General features: G+C 68.1%; 18 protein-coding genes. 8 read left to right on the forward strand and 10 right to left on the reverse strand.

Annotated features, from left to right (window positions below):
* Positions 1-118: 118 nt before the first annotated feature.
* Both QA609_RS02015 and QA609_RS02020 read left to right on the forward strand, forming a co-directional pair.
* The gene (locus QA609_RS02015) at positions 119-277 is read left to right on the forward strand and encodes a hypothetical protein (RefSeq protein WP_005553897.1); all 159 of its coding nucleotides are present in this window, start codon (positions 119-121) and stop codon (positions 275-277) included.
* Between the two features lie 152 nt (positions 278-429).
* Positions 430-897 carry an Hsp20 family protein gene (locus QA609_RS02020; protein ID WP_278300912.1) on the forward strand — a complete coding sequence of 156 codons (468 nt, stop codon included), beginning with the start codon at positions 430-432 and terminating at the stop codon, positions 895-897.
* On the opposite strand, the gene QA609_RS02025 is transcribed toward QA609_RS02020, so the two are convergent.
* The 9 genes from QA609_RS02025 to QA609_RS02065 form a co-directional block, all read right to left on the reverse strand.
* Complete coding sequence (locus QA609_RS02025; protein WP_278300913.1) at positions 894-2,087, reverse strand: FAD-binding oxidoreductase; 1,194 nt, start codon at positions 2,085-2,087, stop codon at positions 894-896. The genes QA609_RS02020 and QA609_RS02025 overlap by 4 nt on opposite strands.
* Entirely contained in the window at positions 2,084-2,848 is a 765-nt protein-coding gene (locus tag QA609_RS02030; RefSeq protein ID WP_278300914.1) for a creatininase family protein, read from the reverse strand. The genes QA609_RS02025 and QA609_RS02030 overlap by 4 nt, the downstream gene beginning before the upstream one ends.
* Positions 2,849-3,087: 239 nt before the next feature.
* Positions 3,088-3,501: a nuclear transport factor 2 family protein gene (locus QA609_RS02035; protein ID WP_278300915.1), complete on the reverse strand. Its 414-nt coding sequence runs from the start codon at positions 3,499-3,501 to the stop codon at positions 3,088-3,090.
* Positions 3,502-3,667: 166 nt separating this feature from the next.
* Entirely contained in the window at positions 3,668-4,447 is a 780-nt protein-coding gene (locus QA609_RS02040) for a luciferase (RefSeq protein WP_278300916.1), read from the reverse strand.
* A gap of 192 nt (positions 4,448-4,639) precedes the next feature.
* On the reverse strand, positions 4,640-5,230 hold the full coding sequence (locus tag QA609_RS02045) for a CoA pyrophosphatase (RefSeq protein ID WP_278300917.1): 591 nt from the start codon (positions 5,228-5,230) through the stop codon (positions 4,640-4,642).
* A gap of 4 nt (positions 5,231-5,234) precedes the next feature.
* The gene (locus QA609_RS02050) at positions 5,235-5,732 is read right to left on the reverse strand and encodes a hypothetical protein (protein ID WP_278300918.1); all 498 of its coding nucleotides are present in this window, start codon (positions 5,730-5,732) and stop codon (positions 5,235-5,237) included.
* A gap of 78 nt (positions 5,733-5,810) precedes the next feature.
* Positions 5,811-6,938: a glycosyl transferase family 2 gene (locus tag QA609_RS02055; RefSeq protein WP_278300919.1), complete on the reverse strand. Its 1,128-nt coding sequence runs from the start codon at positions 6,936-6,938 to the stop codon at positions 5,811-5,813.
* Between the two features lie 99 nt (positions 6,939-7,037).
* Positions 7,038-8,225, reverse strand: a complete 1,188-nt coding sequence (locus QA609_RS02060) for a bifunctional oligoribonuclease/PAP phosphatase NrnA (protein ID WP_278300920.1) — start codon at positions 8,223-8,225, stop codon at positions 7,038-7,040.
* Positions 8,226-8,288: 63 nt separating this feature from the next.
* On the reverse strand, positions 8,289-9,173 hold the full coding sequence (locus QA609_RS02065; RefSeq protein WP_278300921.1) for an SDR family oxidoreductase: 885 nt from the start codon (positions 9,171-9,173) through the stop codon (positions 8,289-8,291).
* A 98-nt stretch (positions 9,174-9,271) separates the two neighbouring features.
* Between QA609_RS02065 and QA609_RS02070 the strand changes: the two genes are divergently transcribed.
* Positions 9,272-9,916: a helix-turn-helix domain-containing protein gene (locus QA609_RS02070; protein ID WP_278300922.1), complete on the forward strand. Its 645-nt coding sequence runs from the start codon at positions 9,272-9,274 to the stop codon at positions 9,914-9,916.
* Between the two features lie 96 nt (positions 9,917-10,012).
* Positions 10,013-10,267 carry a HalOD1 output domain-containing protein gene (locus QA609_RS02075; protein WP_278300923.1) on the forward strand — a complete coding sequence of 85 codons (255 nt, stop codon included), beginning with the start codon at positions 10,013-10,015 and terminating at the stop codon, positions 10,265-10,267.
* 27 nt (positions 10,268-10,294) lie between these two features.
* On the opposite strand, the gene QA609_RS02080 is transcribed toward QA609_RS02075, so the two are convergent.
* A complete protein-coding gene (locus QA609_RS02080; RefSeq protein ID WP_278300924.1) occupies positions 10,295-10,720 on the reverse strand; it encodes a DUF5791 family protein in 426 nt (141 codons plus the stop codon).
* Positions 10,721-11,096: 376 nt separating this feature from the next.
* Here QA609_RS02080 and QA609_RS02085 point away from each other — a divergent pair, with 376 nt between their 5' ends.
* The 4 genes from QA609_RS02085 (at position 11,097) to QA609_RS02100 (ending at position 15,934) form a co-directional block, all read left to right on the forward strand.
* Positions 11,097-11,978, forward strand: coding sequence for a coiled-coil protein (locus tag QA609_RS02085; RefSeq protein ID WP_278300925.1), 882 nt, complete (start codon positions 11,097-11,099; stop codon positions 11,976-11,978).
* 273 nt (positions 11,979-12,251) lie between these two features.
* Positions 12,252-13,553, forward strand: coding sequence for a carboxylate--amine ligase (locus tag QA609_RS02090; RefSeq protein ID WP_278300926.1), 1,302 nt, complete (start codon positions 12,252-12,254; stop codon positions 13,551-13,553).
* A 68-nt stretch (positions 13,554-13,621) separates the two neighbouring features.
* Positions 13,622-14,617: a signal peptide peptidase SppA gene (gene sppA / locus QA609_RS02095; protein ID WP_278300927.1), complete on the forward strand. Its 996-nt coding sequence runs from the start codon at positions 13,622-13,624 to the stop codon at positions 14,615-14,617.
* A gap of 42 nt (positions 14,618-14,659) precedes the next feature.
* Entirely contained in the window at positions 14,660-15,934 is a 1,275-nt protein-coding gene (locus QA609_RS02100) for a DUF373 family protein (RefSeq protein WP_278300928.1), read from the forward strand.
* The last annotated feature ends 33 nt before the right edge of the window (positions 15,935-15,967 follow it).

Consider the following 15,967-nt stretch of genomic DNA (forward strand, 5'->3'; position numbering starts at 1 on the left):
GGTCGGCCGACGCCGACGGCTCGCTCGAGGGGCGACGCCACCGTGATCGATCCGATCGGTCCGCTCGAAGCGTGCCGTAACCCCGACGTTGATGATCGTCGTGACGCTACTATCGTGTATGCCACCAACCGAGGAGATCGTCTGTACCGCCGAAGACTGCTTTCTCGACCTCTTCGAGAACCACTACACCTACGACGTCCCCGACGACTTCGACGTCTCGGAGCTGTCCTGTCCGGTCTGTGGCGGCACCGACTGTCTGAAACCGGTCGAGCTGTAACCTCTTCCAGAAACACTGTACAGTCCCGTAGTTTCCGCGCCACAATCACTAAGAACGAGCCGAGCGTACCGTTCGAACCTGACCATGATCAGGATCCCTCGGCCGTCGTCGTGCTCGGGTCGGCCGCGTTCGCTCCGCGGGGTGGGTCGCCGATGAGCCTCTCGAGTCTCGCGGACGCGGTCGGCGCCGCGCTCTACCGCCAGGTCGGCCGCGCGAACGGTCGCGTACAGCGCCACCGCCCCCTGGCGGTCGACGTCCTCGAGAACGAGACCGGCTACCTCGTCGTCTTCGACGCCCCCGGTACCGGCCCCGACGACATCCAGGTCCGCTACCTCGAGGGGACGGTCACGGTCAAGATCGATCGCTTCCGGCAGTTCCACGACGGCTACGAGATGCGCTTTCCCGGCCGCGGGATGGAACTCGAGGGCGAGGCCGACCTCCCCGGCGACGCGCTCGTCGAACCCGATGCGGGGACGGCAACGCTCTCTGAAACGGGGGCCCTGCGGATCGAGATTCCGAAACACTCGGCGATCGACGACGGCGAGATCGAGGACGCCTCGACGGCCGAGGACGCGAGCGATACCGAGCCCGGGACCGACGAGATCCCGATCGACGACTAGTTCTCCCGAATCGTCATCCCCTCGACGACGTCGAACGCCTCGTCGCCGTCGAAGCGGGTCGGATCGAAGGGGTCGATCCCCTCGCCGCCCAGCACCTGGTCGGCGATGCGCTCGCCGATCGCGGGCGCGCGCATGAACCCGTGGCCCTGGAACCCGGTGGCGACGTACAGCCCGTCCTCGAGCTCGCCCACCAGCGGGTCCCGGTCGGGCGTCGCCGTGCACAGCCCCGCCCACGCCCGCACGACGTCGTCTGGCTCGAGGTGGATCCCCGAAACTCGGTGGTCGACGCGCTCGAGTAAGTCCGTCGCGAACCCCGGCGAGGCGTCGCGATCGTAGTCGTCGGGATCGGCCTCGACGTACTCGGTGCCGTCGCCCGCCAGCACCCCCTCGGCGTGGGGCCGCAGGTAGAACTCCCCGGTCGCGTCGTAACACATCGGCTCGGCGAGCGCGCAGTCGGCGACCAGCGCCTGCACGCGGTAGGGCTTCATCGCGATCGAAACCCCGGCGTCCGCGAGCACCTCCTTCGTGTGGGCGCCCGCGGCGACGAGCACGGCGTCGACCTCGTGGGCGCTCCCGTCCGCATCGCACACGACGCGGGCGGGGTCGGTCCGAACCCGAACCGGCGTCTCCGGGCGCAGCGTCGCACCGGCCCCATCGGCGGCCGCCGCGAGACAGGCCGTATACTTGGCAGGATCGGTGTAGCCCGCGGCGCCGGCGATCCCCGCGACCGCGACGTCGTCGGTCCGCAGCGCCCGGAACCGTTCCGCGAGCTCGTCGCCGTCGACCTCGAGCGCGATCGTCCCGTTCTCCTGCATGCGCGTGATCTGGTCGCGAAGCGCCTCGGCGTTGCGCTCGTCGTCCTCTCGAGCGAGCCAGACGTAGGGACACTCGACGAACGGGAACGTATCGTCGCCCGACAGCTCCCGGAAGCGCTCGATCGAGTCGCTACCGATCTCGGCGTCCAGCGGGTCGGCGAAGGCGTCGTAACAGACTCCCGCCGCGCGCCCGCTCGAGCCGCTCGCGATCGTCCCGCGGTCGTACAGCGTCACGTCGGCGCCCTCCCGCGCCAGGTCGTAGGCCGCAGTCGCGCCGATCGCGCCCGCGCCGACGACGGCCACCTCGAGGTCCCGACCGCGCTCGGTGAAGGCGTCTGCCCCGACCGCGAGCTCGGGTGCCTCGTCTTCGCTCATCGCCCATCACGAGGCCAGCAGGCCTCGAGCGGGCGCTCGGCGAGCCAATCGAGCAGCGCCCCCAGTCGGTCGCGGCCGGTCTCGAACAGCTGCCGACCCTTCTCGGGATCGGCCTGGGTCGGCCGTCCGACCGCGCCGCTCTCGGAGAAGTCGATCGTGTCGAAGCCGAGGACGGCGCCGTGGACCGACTCGCCCCAGCCCTCGCTCGCGCCTTCCTCGGCGGCCTCGAGCGCATCGGGTCGGACGAGGTCCTCGCGGAGGTGCCACAGCAGACTCGACTCGGCCGCGTCGGCGTGGCCGCCGTCCTCGTCGAACAGCTCGTCGGCCAGTTCGCCGACGGCGTCCCACCAGTTCCAGGGCGGGGCGAAGGCCGTCCGCTCCTCGCGCAGCCGACGGGCGGCCCGCCGGAGCGCCCCCGAGTTGCCGCCATGGCCGTTGACCACGACGACCTTCCGGACGCCCTGGTCGGCGAGGCTCGAGACCGTCTCCCGGACGTACTCCTCGAACGTCTCCGGGCCGACGTACAGCGTCCCGTCGAACTGGCGGTGGTGTTCGCTGACGCCGACGGGAAGCGTGGGGAGGACGACCGCGTCCTCGCGGTCGGTCACTGTGTGAGCGAAGCCCTCGGCGGCCATGTGGTCCATCCCCAGCGGGAGCGCGGGGCCGTGCTGTTCGGTGCTTCCGACGGGAAGGACGGCGACGGAAGCCGCCTCGAGGTCCTCGGCGGCCGCGGTCGTCGTCCGTTCGGCGAGCAACGTCATACCCGTCGATGGACGCCGGAGGGACTTATTTGCACTGGACAGGATCGAAAAAATGGGATTGCAGGGATCCGTAGCGAACGATACGAGCGCGCTGTCGGATAGAGAAGTTCGACACGACGAATCACCGTTTCACGCCGAAACCGCCGAACTATCCGCTCGCTCCCGACGAGCGTCGCCGTCCGTTCGCTCTCCACCAGGAGAACCCGAGCGGCAGATCACTACGAAAAATATCGTGAGGCCTACATGGCTCCAACTTGCTCTAAAAACGTGACGTTGTCCCAGTAGGCCACAATCGCAGTAATCTCGTCGTCATCGTTTCCACGGAGGATGAAGAGATGATCGATCCAGCACTCTTCGCCTCGGCTCGGGATTCCCCACAGCTCCTGCTCTTGGGTTCCACCGATAAACACTCGGATGAACGCGTCACCGTTTTCGTCCTCGGTGATCCACTCCACCTCGTTGTGGAAGTCTGGAAAGGCGTCTATGAGCGCAGACCACGTCGCTGTGCCCACTTCGTGGACGGACCCCCTGCCGTCTTCACCGAGCGGAACGTACCGCACCTCCGCATCCTCGGTTGCCAAACTCGCCATCCGCTCGACGTCCTGATCGTCGTACGCCTCGAAGAACTCGCGAGCAGTGTCTTTTATTGGCATCACAGGGCACTATACGTTAACATACAGCATAATGCTTTCCAGGGTAGCAGTACGGATCGCAGCTCTCCGGTGTTGACCGATGCAGAGCGTGGATTCAGCACGGCTGCTGAACCCGCTCGCTAACCGGGGGTTTCGATAGCGTGGAAAAACCGGAGACGGGCCGACGCTACTCGAGCAGCGGATCCAACCCTCGAGCGGGGTAGCCGACGACGGTCGTCGCGCCGGCCTCCCGGAGGGCGTCGGTCTGGTCGCTGACCTCCCGTTCGGTGCCGACGAGCGCGTAGTCCCCCGCGGCCTTCAGCAGGACTTCACGCGCACGGCCGGTGGCGCTCGAGTCCGTCGCGCAGTCCTCGGGCAGGGCTCGAGCGACGGGGCGACGGCGGGCGACGTAGTCGCCGACGGCGTCGAGGACGGCGTCGTCCTCGTCGGCGAACACCGCGGGAGCGTAGACCGCGAGCTCACCCTCGAAGCCGGCCGCCCGCAGGGCCCGAAGCTCGCGGGGAGTCGACCGCGAGAGCAGGTCGTACTGGGTCGCCCCCGTCGCCATCGCGATCCGTTCGACGCTCTCGGAGCCCACCCAGGCGTCGGGGTCGGTCTCGAGGGCCGCACCCAGTCGGGGTGCGACGGCCCGCTCGCGTTCCTCGTCGGTGAGGTAGGCGGGGTGGCCGGCGACCAGCACGCGCCCGACCGCGGCCGGCAGCTCGGAAAGCAGGGAGTCGTCGCCCAGCGGATCGAAGCCGTCGGCCCGGACCGGGGTCGTCACGAAGACGTCGGCGTCGGTCGACAGCGACTCGAGAACCGACGGTGCCGGGATGTGGTCCCGACCCTCGTAGTCGACGGCGATCGTCTCGGCGGGGATCGACGCGGCCAGGGAGACGTCACACTCCGCGGGTTTCAGCGCGATCCCGTCCAATCCGGCTCGGGCGACGGTGCTCGTGGTTAACATTGGGACTTACCTCGCGCGACGAAAAGGTGGCTACGATCGGTGCGGAACGCGATCACTCGTCTGCGCGATCATAGACGCTCTGGGTGGTCGTCGCGCAAAAAGCTGACGTTTCGCGCAGGACTCGTCGTACCGACCTCACGGAAGACTGCAAGACGACTCGCGGTTTTCGGAACTGACGTACCGGAATCCGTGTTACAGCGTCGAGCGGTCGATACGCTCGGGCGCCTCGAACTCGGTCGTCAGCTCGAGCAGCTGGACCAGAATCCGACCCGTCGCTCCCCAGACGGTGTAGCCGTCGACGTGGAAGTAGTGGATAACGATGTCGCCGTAGTAGGGGTGATCGCGGCGCTCACACTCGTAGTTCGCGGGGTCGAGAAATCCCGACAGCGGAAGGACGACGATCTCCGCGACCTCGATCCCGTCGCGCTCGTACTCCCGGTCGGGCACCCGGGCGACGAAGGGGGTGACGGCGTACTCCGAGATCGTCCGAATATCGTCGAGCTGGCCGACGACCTCGGCCTCGTCGGGCTCGAGGCCGATCTCCTCGTTTGCCTCCCGCAGCGCGGTCGCGAGGATGGACTCGTCCTTCGGTTCGGCGCCGCCGCCGGGAAAGCTCATCTGGCCGGGGTGGTTGCCCAGGTCGTCGGACCGACGGGTGAACAGCAGGTAATCCTCCTCGTCGCGCTCGATCACCGGCGCGACGACGGCCGCGTCGTGTTCCTGGTCGTCGATGCCGATCGGGGGGTGGTCCGCGATCGGCGCGAGGGTCAGTCTCGGTCCCATCTGATCACTCGAGGGCGGCCTCCAGGCGCGCGCGTTCGTCCGCGAGGTCGACGGGCGCCCACGTTTCGACGTCGTAGCTCACGTCCAGCAGCGTTTCGATCCTGTCGTCGTCGCCGTCGTCGACGGCCGCGTCGGCCGCCGTGACGAACTCCTCGCGGACCGTCTCGCCGAGGGCATCGCGGTCGGGTCGTCTGGGCTCGACGTCGAGAATGTGGGGGACGTCCTCGGCGCCGTCGGGGACAGTCGGAAACGCGGTCGGGCCGGCGACCAGCAGCGGTTCGCCGGGCTCGGTTCCGTCGGAGGCCGATGGCTCGAGGGGCTCGTAGGCGACGAGGGCGAACGACTCGAGGGCACCGTCGATCCCCGTCTCGAGGGCGTCGGAATCGACGTCGCCGCCGTCGGCGCGAAACGCCGCCTCCGCGAGGGCTCGCTCGAGTTCGGCACGGGTGAGCCCGCCGAAGAGGTCGACGACGCCGGCGAGTTCGTCGGCGGTCGCGTCCATACGCCGTCCACGGTCGGTGCGCTGTTGAATGTTGCCCCGCACGCGGTAGCGCGGCGGATCCGCCCTCTCGTCGAGCGGTCAGTCGCCTCCCGCGGAGCCGACTCGGGGTCCGTGCCACGGACGGGCCCGTTCGCGGACGGTCTCGGGATCGATCGGGGCGTCGAGCCAGCGGGGCAGTCGGCGGTCCGGCCCCGGCGGTTCGATCGCGGCGGCGTACCGCTCGAGCTGGGCGGACTCCCGGTCGGGATCGTACGCGAGCCCGTTGAACGCCGCGTCGGCGCGGTACTGGGCGATCAGCTCTCGTCCGATCTCCCGGTAGCGCCCCGGTAGCGTCTCGTAGTCGGGGTCGACGCCGCCGTTCTCGAGCACCCGCAGTAGCTCGGCACCGACGGTCCGGCTCATCCCCTCGAGCCCGGTCTCGCCGGCGACCGCGCGGTGATCGTGCTCGTGGACGCCCAGATCGACCTGTGCGGTGCCTGCGAACCCGGCGTAATCGAAGGCGTCGCCGAGGGTGCCGACCTCGAGGCCCCACGTTCGGGGCGGACGCAGCTCCCGGGCCAGGTCGGCGGTCATCGCGAACTCCCCTGCCAGGGCGTACCGGAAGGCGCCGCAGTACTCGAGGATCGGCTCGTCGTGTCGGGCCGACAGGGCCCGGAGTAGCGGCTCGTAGAACAGTCGGAACAGGCGCCCGTAGAGGCGCCCACGCTCGACGCGCGCGTAGTAGCCCTTCGAGAAGGCGAAGTCCATGGTCAGCGGCGCGAGCAGCCGACGGACGTGATCGGCCTCGTAGCTGCGGGCGTCGGCGTCGTGGACGACGACGTACTCGCCGGCCTCGGCCGCGGGGCCGAGCGCGAGCCAGACGTCTCGTCCCTTGCCGGTCTCGCCGGCGAGCCCGGCCTCCGCGAGTCGCTCCTCGAGGGGCGGTGCGTTACACCACAGCACCTCGATCGGCAGGGCGAAGGTCTCGAGCCACTCGCGGAACGGTTCGATCCGGGTGGCCGACGCCCGGACCGGGACGACGACCGCGGCGGGCTCGAGGGACTCGAGTTCGGCGAGTACGCGGGCCGCAGCCGGGCTCTCGTGTTCCCGTTCGGTCATCGGAACGACGACGGCCGTCTCGGCGACGGGATCGCCCTCGAGTCCCGCCGCCATCGGTTCCCCGCCGAGGTCGTGGAGCGTCGCGATCCGATCCTGGACGTACTCCATCGATCCACTGTTGGAGCGAGCCGGTAAAACGGCCACGACTCCGGCGAACTGCGGTTGGTGACTCGCTGGACGCGGTGGACCGAACCGGTTCGGCCGTCGCTACCGCCGGCTGCCCGACATCGCCGAGAAGAGCCGATCGTCGAACACCGCCCGCCCGCGGCCGTCCTCGGTCTCGATCGCCTCGAGGTAGTCGACCGGGATCTGTCCGCCGCCCATTCGGGCGTGGCCGCCGGCGTTGGCCATCGGGACGTCGCTGACGGCGTGGCGAAGCGTCTCGCCCATGTGGACCCGATCGTCCCGGGATCGGCCAGAGACGTGGATCGTGCCGTCGTACTCGCCGTAGACGGCGACCGCGGTGACGCCCTCGAGCTGGAGCAGCTCGTCGGCGGCCTGGGAGATCGCGTCGACGTTGGTGACCGAGCCGACGTCGCAGACGGCGAACGAGCCCTCGATCCGCCGGTCGGTGATCGCCCGCGCCTTCGTCTTGAGAACGTCGTCGCTCACCTGCGGGTTGGCGATCCGGTCGAGCAGGTCCTCGTCGATCCCCGAGTAGAGGTAGCCACAGGCCTCGAACTCGGCCCACGAACAGCCCCGAGTCAGGTGGTTCGTATCCGACTGGATGCCGTAGAGCAGGCCTGTCGCCAGCGCCGTCGAGAGCGACGGCCCGTCCTCCGTCCCGTCGTCATCGGGCGAAACGTCCAGCTCCTCGAAGTACGTGGCGACGATCGTCGAGGCCGAGCCGTAGTCGCTGCGAACGTCGGTGAACTCGGTTCCCGTTCCGTTCCCGGGGTGGTGGTCGACGACGGCGACGGGTTCGACGACCTGTGCGCCGGTGAACCCTCGCGGCGTGTTGTGATCGACGAGCACGACCGCCTCCGCGGCGAGTTCCGAGGCCGCCTCGATGCGATCGAGTTCGAGTCCCAGGACTGTCCGAAAGGCCCGGTTCTCCTGGTGGCGGATCTCGCCGGGAAACTGCAGCGTCGCGTCGGTGTCGGCCGACGAGGCGATCTCGGCGACCCCCATCGCACACGCCATCGCGTCGGGATCCGGGTTCGGGTGCAACAGGACGGCGACCTCGTCGTGACTCTCGAGGAGGTTTCGAAGGCGCACGCCCGGCGGACGCCGGAGCCAGCGAACGAGCCACCAGATGCCGACCGCGACCCCGCCGACGGCGACGACGAGCAGGGAGAGCACGAGCGGGTCGAGCGATCGGATCGTCTCCGCGGCGGGCTCGAGAGCCAACGTGTCACCTCCGGCCCCGTCGCTGTCGACGCCCCGGTGTCGCATACCGCACCATTACATCGGATCCCCAAGAAGTTTCCCATCAGGAGGGGGAACGTTTCTCGGAGCCTACCGACGGGCGTCGATCGCCTCGCGGTACCCCTCGCGGAACGTCGGGTATGCGAACTCGTACCCCAGTTCGCGGAGCTTCTCGTTCGAGCAGCGCTTGCTCGTCAGGATCCGACGGCGGGCGGCCTCCGAAAGGTCGTCGGCCTCGAGCCGTTCGGCCTTCGTCCGCTTCGGCGGCTGTTCGACGCCAGCCTCGTCGGCGAGCCAGTCGGCGAAGGCCCACTTCTCGACGGGTTCGTCGTCGACAACCTGGACGACCTCGTCGCGGGCGAGGTCCTCCTCGAGCAGGTAGCGGACGGCGCCGGCGGCGTCGTCGCGGTGGATCATGTTCAGGTAGCCCTCCGTGACCGGTCCCTCGAGATAGCGCTCGAGACGGTAGCGGTCCGGGCCATACAGTCCGGCGTAGCGCGCGACGGCGCCGTCGAACCCGTACTCCGCGGGGTGCTCGAGGGCGATCCGCTCGGCCTCGGCGAGCACCTCGGTCTTCTCCGTCGTGGGCTCGATCGGGGTCTCCTCGTCGACCCAGTCGCCGTCGTGGTCGCCGTAGACGCCCGTCGAGGAGGTGTAGACCAGCCGCTCGGGCGGCTCCTCGCGTGCGCCGAACGCCTCGATCGCCGTCCGTAACCCCTCGACGTAGACCTCGCGGGCAGCGTCGGCGCCCCGGCCGCCGCTGCTGGCCGCGAAGACGATCGCGTCGACGTCGGGGACGGCCTCGAGCGACGTCGAGTCGGTGACGTCAGCCTGAACGGCCTCCAGGCCAGCCGATTCGAGCGACTCGAGTCCGTCGTCGGACCGGCGGACGCCGATCGCGTCGTGGTCCCGTTCGACGAGCTGGCGGCCGAGTTCACGGCCGACGTAGCCACAGCCGAGAATCGCAACACGCATACGCCGACTCGGGCTCCGGACCACATAATCGCACCGACGGATCGCCGAGCGAGCTGGGGTCGGAGAGAGACTATCCCGCTCTGACCCAAAGAACGGGTATGAGCTTCATCGTCGAGTTCGAGCTCTCGACGCCGATCCTCCGCGAGACGGCGACCGCGGCCTCGAAACTCACGATCGAACAGGTCTACCGGTCGGAGCGCGGCGCCACGAAACTCGTCTTCTGGGCCTACGGGGACGACCTCGAGTCGGTCGCGGCCGCCCTCGAGGACGACGACTCGATCGCCGAGTTCGCCGCGCTCGAGGAACTCCCCGAGCGACGGCTCTACAGCGCGGCGCTGACCGACTGGGGAGCCGACCTCCTGACTTACCCTGCGGCCGCGGCGAACGACATCTCGTTTCTGGATATCACCGTCACCGACGACACCGCGATCCGGGCTCGCGTTCCTTCGCGCGAGGCCCTGCAGTCCTACCGCGAGAGCTGCCGGGAGCGCGAACTCCCGTTTCGGCTCCGGCGGATCGTTCAGGAGTACGAGTCCGGATCGGGTCGGTACGGCGTTTCGGAGCGACAGCGCGAGGCGCTGCTCGCCGCCCTCGAGGCGGGCTACTTCGACGTCCCGCGCGACGCGACGCTGGCCGGAATCGCCGAGGGACTCGGCATCTCCGATCAGGCGCTGTCGGCGCGGCTCCGTCGCGGACAGGCGACGCTGTTGCGGAACACGATCGCGATTGACGACCCCATTTGAAAGGTTGGCGATCCAACCAGCGTCCTTTCACAGCTCCCGGCGATAGGGAGAGACATGACCTCCACGACAACTACCCGGGAGACGAGTCAAACCCCGATGAACTACCAGGCAGACCCCGAACAGTCGCTCAGCGAGGCGGTTCTCGAGGCAGTTGCCGTAGCGACCGACGTCGATCAGCTCGCGCTGGCCGACGAGTTCGACCCGCTGTACCACGCGATCGACCCGTCGGCGCTCGACTCGCTGTTTCGCGAGCGATGCGAGGCCGACCGAGCGGTCGGCTCGGTCACCTTCGAGTACGCCGGCTTCCTGGTCTCGGTCGACCGAACCGGACAGGTAACGCTGACGTCCTGACGCCGTCTCGGCGCTCCGACGGAGCCGCTACTGCGACCGACCGGCGATGACGTGTTGTAGGTGGACGTACTCCGCGAACGACATCGGTGCGCGCTGTTCGATCTTCTGTTGGACCTCCTTTGCGTCGAGATCGATCTCGAGGTGGCTCTCGACCGCGTCGACGTCGAGCACCGCCGTCGTCATGCCGAGCAGCAGGTGTTCACAGGCCATCGTCTCGATCGTCTCGGCGTCGGGTTCGTCGCTTTCCAGCGCCTGGAGCTCGGCGGCTTCCTCGAGCGAGAGCTCGGGCGACTCCCCCTCGAGCAGCGCCTCGAGGGCGTCGCGGTCGACGCTCGTGTGATCGAGGGCCGTCTCGAGGCCGTGTCGGTCGACGATCGAGGCGAGCTGTTCGTCGTACTCCCCGCGGAGCTCGGTCGGCGTCTCCGGGACGGACATCCGCTGTTCGTAGAACATATCCGACACCACAGCGGTCGCCCACAAGTGGGTTGTCCTTCCGGCGACGTCGACGATGTTTATCTACTGCGCCGGCAACCCCGAATCGGCCCAGGCGGCCCCACGCGTCCCCTGCTAACGGTTTTCACGGGTGAGCTGACCGGTACATTTAAATTACCGGCGACAGTAGATGTGGTCACCAGAACGCCACCGGGGCGCGTATCGCTCGACGATCGATGACAGGAAATCTTATTCACCGAGGTTTCGCAGGTCGTGAGCGAACGCTGTACGCGGCGGCGCGACGAGTCGGCGATCCGCCGAACGCGCGGGTCACAACCGACGATGACCGCGTCCGTCCGCTCCCGGTGCGGGTATGGCACAGAGGTTTGACTAACACATGGTAGACGAATCGAAAAACATCGAACTGACAGACGACGACCTCGAAAACAACTCCAAAGGACAGCTTATCAAGAAAGCGGGCCAGCTCCGAGATCGACGAAACGATCTCAACCAGATGGCTTCCGAGCGCGCCTCCGAGCGCGACGACCTCAACGCGAAGACTCGCGAGAAGGTCGACGAGGCCCAGGAGCACCGCGAGAAGCGCGACGAGCTCAACGAGCAGGTCCAGGAGCACAAGGACAAGCGCAACGAGCTCAACGCCGAGGCCAACGAACTGTTCGACCGCGTCGAACAGCTCAAGTCCGACATGGAGCTCAACGAGGGCAAGGACCTGGAGGAACTCGAGGAGGAGATCGAGCAGCTCGAGTTCAAACAGCAGACCGAAGTGCTCTCGAGCGAGGAAGAGCAGGAGCTCATCGAGAAGATCGAGTCCAAGCGCGAGGAGTACGAGGAGCGCAAGCAGAAACTCGACCAGAACGAGGATCTCGAGGAGCTCGTCGAGGAAGCCGAGGAAGTGCGTTCGGAGGCCTCCCAGCACCACCAGAAGGTAACCGAGCTCGCGGACAAGGCCCAGGAACACCACAACCAGATGATCGAGGCCTACCGCGAGGCCGACGACATCCGCGACGAGGCCGACGAGATGCACGAGTCGTTCGTCGAGGCCCAGGAGGCCGCCGACCGTCACCACGAGGACTTCGTCCGCGTCCAGAAGCGCTTGCGCGAGCTGGACAAACAGGAGGAAGAACAGCGCAAGTCCCAGCGTGACAAGAAGAAAGAGGAGGCCAAAGAGGAGGCCGAGGAGATCTATCAGAAGTTCAAGGAAGGCGAGACTCTCGACACCGAGGACCTGATGAAGCTCCAGAAGACGGGACTGCTGTAGGCCGATTCGTCAACCTGTGTCTACTGCCGTTCGCTCTTTTCGGTAGTGGCCGCGTTTTTCTCCGAGTTTTTGATTCCGTTTTCGGGCGAAACGGAGGCGTACAGTCGTGACTACGGCCCGTACCCGCCCGGATGCCCCGAGTCCCGCTCTCGAGCGGTCGAGAGCCGGTAACTGACACATACAGCGCTGTAGCGGCGCCCCTCTCGGGCGACGAACGACCCGGTTTGCGGTAGTTCGGCCATAACAATGCTCCCGTCGCTGGGTGATGCTCGCATGCACGAGTCCAGGGACGACGTCGCCGTCTTCGTGCCGGGGATCGACGCCCCGAGTACGGTCGCCTGTCTCCGTTCGCTTCGACCTCGCGGCATCCGGACGATCGTCGGCTCCGAGTCGGCCGCCACTCCCAGTGCGGTCTCGCGGTACTGCGACGAGTTCGTCCGCCTGCCAGATCCGACTACGGAGCTGGCCGCCTACGGCGACGCGCTCCTCTCGATCGCCCGCCGATCCGACGTCGAGACGATCATTCCGGTTCGCGAGGAGGACGTCTACTCGCTGGCGCGAAACCGGGACGCCTTCGCCGCGGAGGTCGCGACGCCGTGGCCGACGTTCGGGACGCTGCGGCAGGTCCAGGACCGCCTCGAGCTGTTCGCGGCGGCCGACCGCGCCGGCGTCGCCGCCCCCGACACCGCGCTCCTCCACGAGTGGGACGACTGGGACCGCGAGACGATAATCAAACCCCGATACACGGTCGCTGCCCCGGAGTATCTCGGCTCCGACTTCGGCCGGGTCGAGATCGGCTCGACGGCCTATCAGACGCCCGGAGAGCCGCCGAACGCGGCCGCCTGTATCGAGGCTCGCGGCCACGTTCCGCTGGTCCAGGAGCTGATCCCGGACTCGCGGGAGTACGGGTTCTTCGCGCTGTACGACCGCGGCGAGGCCGTCGCGACCTTCCAGCACTGCCAGCGGCGGGGCTGGGAGTACTGCGGCGGACCGAGCGCCTACCGCGAGTCGATCTACCTGCCCGACCTCGAGGCCGACGGGCGGGCGCTTTTAGACGAGCTCGAGTGGCACGGGCTGGCGATGGTCGAGTTCCTGCGGGACCCTCGCGACGGGCGGTTCAAGCTGATGGAGATCAACCCCCGGTTCTGGTCGTCGCTCCCGTTTACCGTCCAGGCAGGGGCGGACTTCCCGTTCTACTACTGGCAGCTGGCGATGGGTGAGCCGATTCCGGGCCGGCCGACCTACGAGACCGGGCTCGGCGGCCACCTCCTGCGGGGCGAGCTGAGCTACCTTCACAGCGTTCTGACCGAGGAGTACCCCCCTCTCGAGCGGCCGTCGCCGTGGACCGCGCTGGGGGAGGTCGGACTGTCGCTCGTCCGCCAGGCTCGGTTCGACTACGCGGTTGCTGACGATCCCCTGCCGTTCGTCAGGGACGGCTGGAACGTCCTCCGGGAGTGGCTCGGCGACTGGACGGCCGATCCCGACGAGGAGCTTCCCCGCGCCGGCGGGCTCGAACGAGAGACGCGAGACGACGGGGATACCGCCGACACGCCCGGTGGCCTTCCGGCGGAGTGACGACACCGAATCGCCAACGCTTAACGGGGTTGCGGCGTCACTCACGGGTATGACTCGAGGTGGCCGGAGTGGTCAGTAACGAAGGTATCGGTCGACTCGCCGTTCTCGCGGCCGGGGCCGCGGTGTTCGCCGCGATCGGCGTCGCACTGTTCGTGATCTACCCCGACACGCTGGCCGATCTCGCTGGCGTGCTCGTCGCCCTCGCCGTGATCGTCCTCGGGGTGCGAATCGCCGGCTCGATCGCCGACAGTCTCTTTCCGGCCTACGACGTCGCCGAGGTCGCCGTCGAGGGGCCGATCACCCGCGACGGCGGCGGCGGACGGTTCCCGTCGGGACCGCGCTCGACTCCCGCTGACGACGTCGTCGAGCAGATCGACCGGGCCGACGAGGACGACAGCGTCGACGCGCTCCTCCTGAAGCTGAACACGCCCGGTGGCGAGGTCGTCCCCAGCGACGACATCAAACTCGCCGCGGAACGGTTCGACGGGCCGACGGTCGCCTACGCGACCGACGTCTGTGCCAGCGGCGGCTACTGGATCGCCAGCGGCTGTGACGAACTCTGGGCTCGGGACGGCTCCATCGTCGGGTCGATCGGCGTCATCGGCTCGCGGGTCAACGCGAGCGACTTCGCCGATAAGGTCGGCCTCTCCTACGAGCGATTCGCCGCCGGGAAGTTCAAGGACGCCGGCACACCGCTGAAGGAGATGGACGACAGCGAGCGGGCCTACCTCCAGGGGTTGATCGACGACTACTACGAGACGTTCGTCGAGCGGGTCAGCGAGGGCCGAGACCTGGAGCCGGAGTTCGTCCGCGAGACCGAGGCCCGGATCTACCTCGGCGAGCAGGCCCACGAGATGGGGCTGGTCGACGAACTCGGCACGCGTCGCGAACTCGAGGAGGAACTCGCCGACCGCCTCGAGCGCGACGAGATCGCCGTCGAGGAGTTCGAGCCCGAGCGACCGCTGATGGCTCGAGTCGGCGGCGGCGCCCGGAGCCTCGCGTACGCCTTCGGAGCCGGCGTCGCGAGCGTCGTGGGCGACCGGGAGTTCCGGCTGCGATTCTAGCGAGTCCGTGGTTTTATCGTTTCAGGGGATCGAACGCCTATCGTGACAACGCTGGTCGTCTGTCTCGACCGGACCGACGACGTCGGGCGAAAGACCGGACTTCGGTCGCCTATCGTCGGCTGGGAGGCAGTTCGTGCGCTGGTGACCGACGTCGGCCTCGCCGATCCGGAGGACTCAGGGGTCAACTCCTTGCTCGAGACCCTCCGGGTCGCCCAGAGCCTCCGCGACGAGAACGAGGACGTCGTGGTCGCGGTCGTCTCGGGCGACCGGGAGTCGATGGTCTCGGCGGACCGGTCGGTCGCACGGCAGGTCGACGACCTGATGGCCGCCCACGATCCCGACTCGGCGGTCGTGGTCATCGACAGCGCCGAGGACGAGCGGCTGGTGCCGATCGTCGAGAGCCGCGTGCAGGTCGACTCGGTCGACCGAGTGGTCGTTCGCCAGGCCCGGGACATCGAGTCGACGTACTACCTGCTCAAGCAGTTCCTGGCCGACGAGGAGCTCCGACAGACGGTCCTGGTCCCGATCGGGCTGACGCTTTTGGTGTTTCCGATGCTCGCGTGGTTCGTCGGCCCGGCGGAGGGCGCCGCCGCGATCACGACAGTTATCGGCCTCTTCTTGCTGTACAAGGGGTTCAACGTCGACGAGGTCGTCACCGGGCTCGCCCTCCAGATCCGCGAGTCGCTGTACTCCGGGCAGGTGTCGGTCGTCACGTATGCCGTCGCAGCCGGACTGACCCTCGTCGGCGTCTTCGTCGGCGTTCTCGGCGTCTCGAACCTCGAGGAGCCGTCCGGGGTCGTGCTCCCGGCCGTCCAGTTCGCCTTCGACAGCGCCCCCTGGCTCGCCGCAGCCGCCCTGACCGCCAGCGCCGGCCGACTGCTCGACGAGGCGATCGGCGAGGAGCCGATCGGCAGCTCCTACCTCAATCTCCCCTTCATCGTCGTCTCCGTCGGGCTGGTTATCCGCGGGTTCTCGGCGTACTTCCTCGAGCAACAGGCCCTCATCGAGTCGGTTCAGGTACCCGCGATCGAACTGGGCGTGCTCTCGATCGACACGTTCGGGATCACGGCCGGCGAGCGGCTGGCGCTGTACGTCGTCAGCGCGATCGTCGTGAGTCTCGTCGGCGCCAAGGTCGCCGCGACGTTCAGCGGCGACACCGATCGAACCGTCCTCGAGGACGTCACGCCCGAATCGGGGCTCACCGACGGCGGGCCGCGCTCGCAGCCGGCCGACGGCCAGGACGCCGACCGCGACGAGAGCGACACCGACTCGGGACGCGGAAACGAGGAGGATTCGGGGCCCGACTACCCCCGGTAGTCGAGCGGCGACGAAACTCGCCACCCCTTTAGC

Source organism: Natronococcus sp. A-GB7 (genome assembly GCF_029688865.1).
Taxonomy (GTDB): Archaea; Halobacteriota; Halobacteria; order Halobacteriales; family Natrialbaceae; genus Natronococcus.

Coding starts and splice junctions, on each gene's coding strand:
- QA609_RS02015 (WP_005553897.1), top strand. CDS start 119: ATGCCACCAACCGAGGAGATCGTCTGTACCGCCGAAGACTGCTTTCTC.
- QA609_RS02020 (WP_278300912.1), top strand. CDS start 430: ATGAGCCTCTCGAGTCTCGCGGACGCGGTCGGCGCCGCGCTCTACCGC.
- QA609_RS02025 (WP_278300913.1), bottom strand. CDS start 2,087: ATGAGCGAAGACGAGGCACCCGAGCTCGCGGTCGGGGCAGACGCCTTC.
- QA609_RS02030 (WP_278300914.1), bottom strand. CDS start 2,848: ATGACGTTGCTCGCCGAACGGACGACGACCGCGGCCGCCGAGGACCTC.
- QA609_RS02035 (WP_278300915.1), bottom strand. CDS start 3,501: ATGCCAATAAAAGACACTGCTCGCGAGTTCTTCGAGGCGTACGACGAT.
- QA609_RS02040 (WP_278300916.1), bottom strand. CDS start 4,447: ATGTTAACCACGAGCACCGTCGCCCGAGCCGGATTGGACGGGATCGCG.
- QA609_RS02045 (WP_278300917.1), bottom strand. CDS start 5,230: ATGGGACCGAGACTGACCCTCGCGCCGATCGCGGACCACCCCCCGATC.
- QA609_RS02050 (WP_278300918.1), bottom strand. CDS start 5,732: ATGGACGCGACCGCCGACGAACTCGCCGGCGTCGTCGACCTCTTCGGC.
- QA609_RS02055 (WP_278300919.1), bottom strand. CDS start 6,938: ATGGAGTACGTCCAGGATCGGATCGCGACGCTCCACGACCTCGGCGGG.
- QA609_RS02060 (WP_278300920.1), bottom strand. CDS start 8,225: ATGCGACACCGGGGCGTCGACAGCGACGGGGCCGGAGGTGACACGTTG.
- QA609_RS02065 (WP_278300921.1), bottom strand. CDS start 9,173: ATGCGTGTTGCGATTCTCGGCTGTGGCTACGTCGGCCGTGAACTCGGC.
- QA609_RS02070 (WP_278300922.1), top strand. CDS start 9,272: ATGAGCTTCATCGTCGAGTTCGAGCTCTCGACGCCGATCCTCCGCGAG.
- QA609_RS02075 (WP_278300923.1), top strand. CDS start 10,013: ATGAACTACCAGGCAGACCCCGAACAGTCGCTCAGCGAGGCGGTTCTC.
- QA609_RS02080 (WP_278300924.1), bottom strand. CDS start 10,720: ATGTTCTACGAACAGCGGATGTCCGTCCCGGAGACGCCGACCGAGCTC.
- QA609_RS02085 (WP_278300925.1), top strand. CDS start 11,097: ATGGTAGACGAATCGAAAAACATCGAACTGACAGACGACGACCTCGAA.
- QA609_RS02090 (WP_278300926.1), top strand. CDS start 12,252: ATGCACGAGTCCAGGGACGACGTCGCCGTCTTCGTGCCGGGGATCGAC.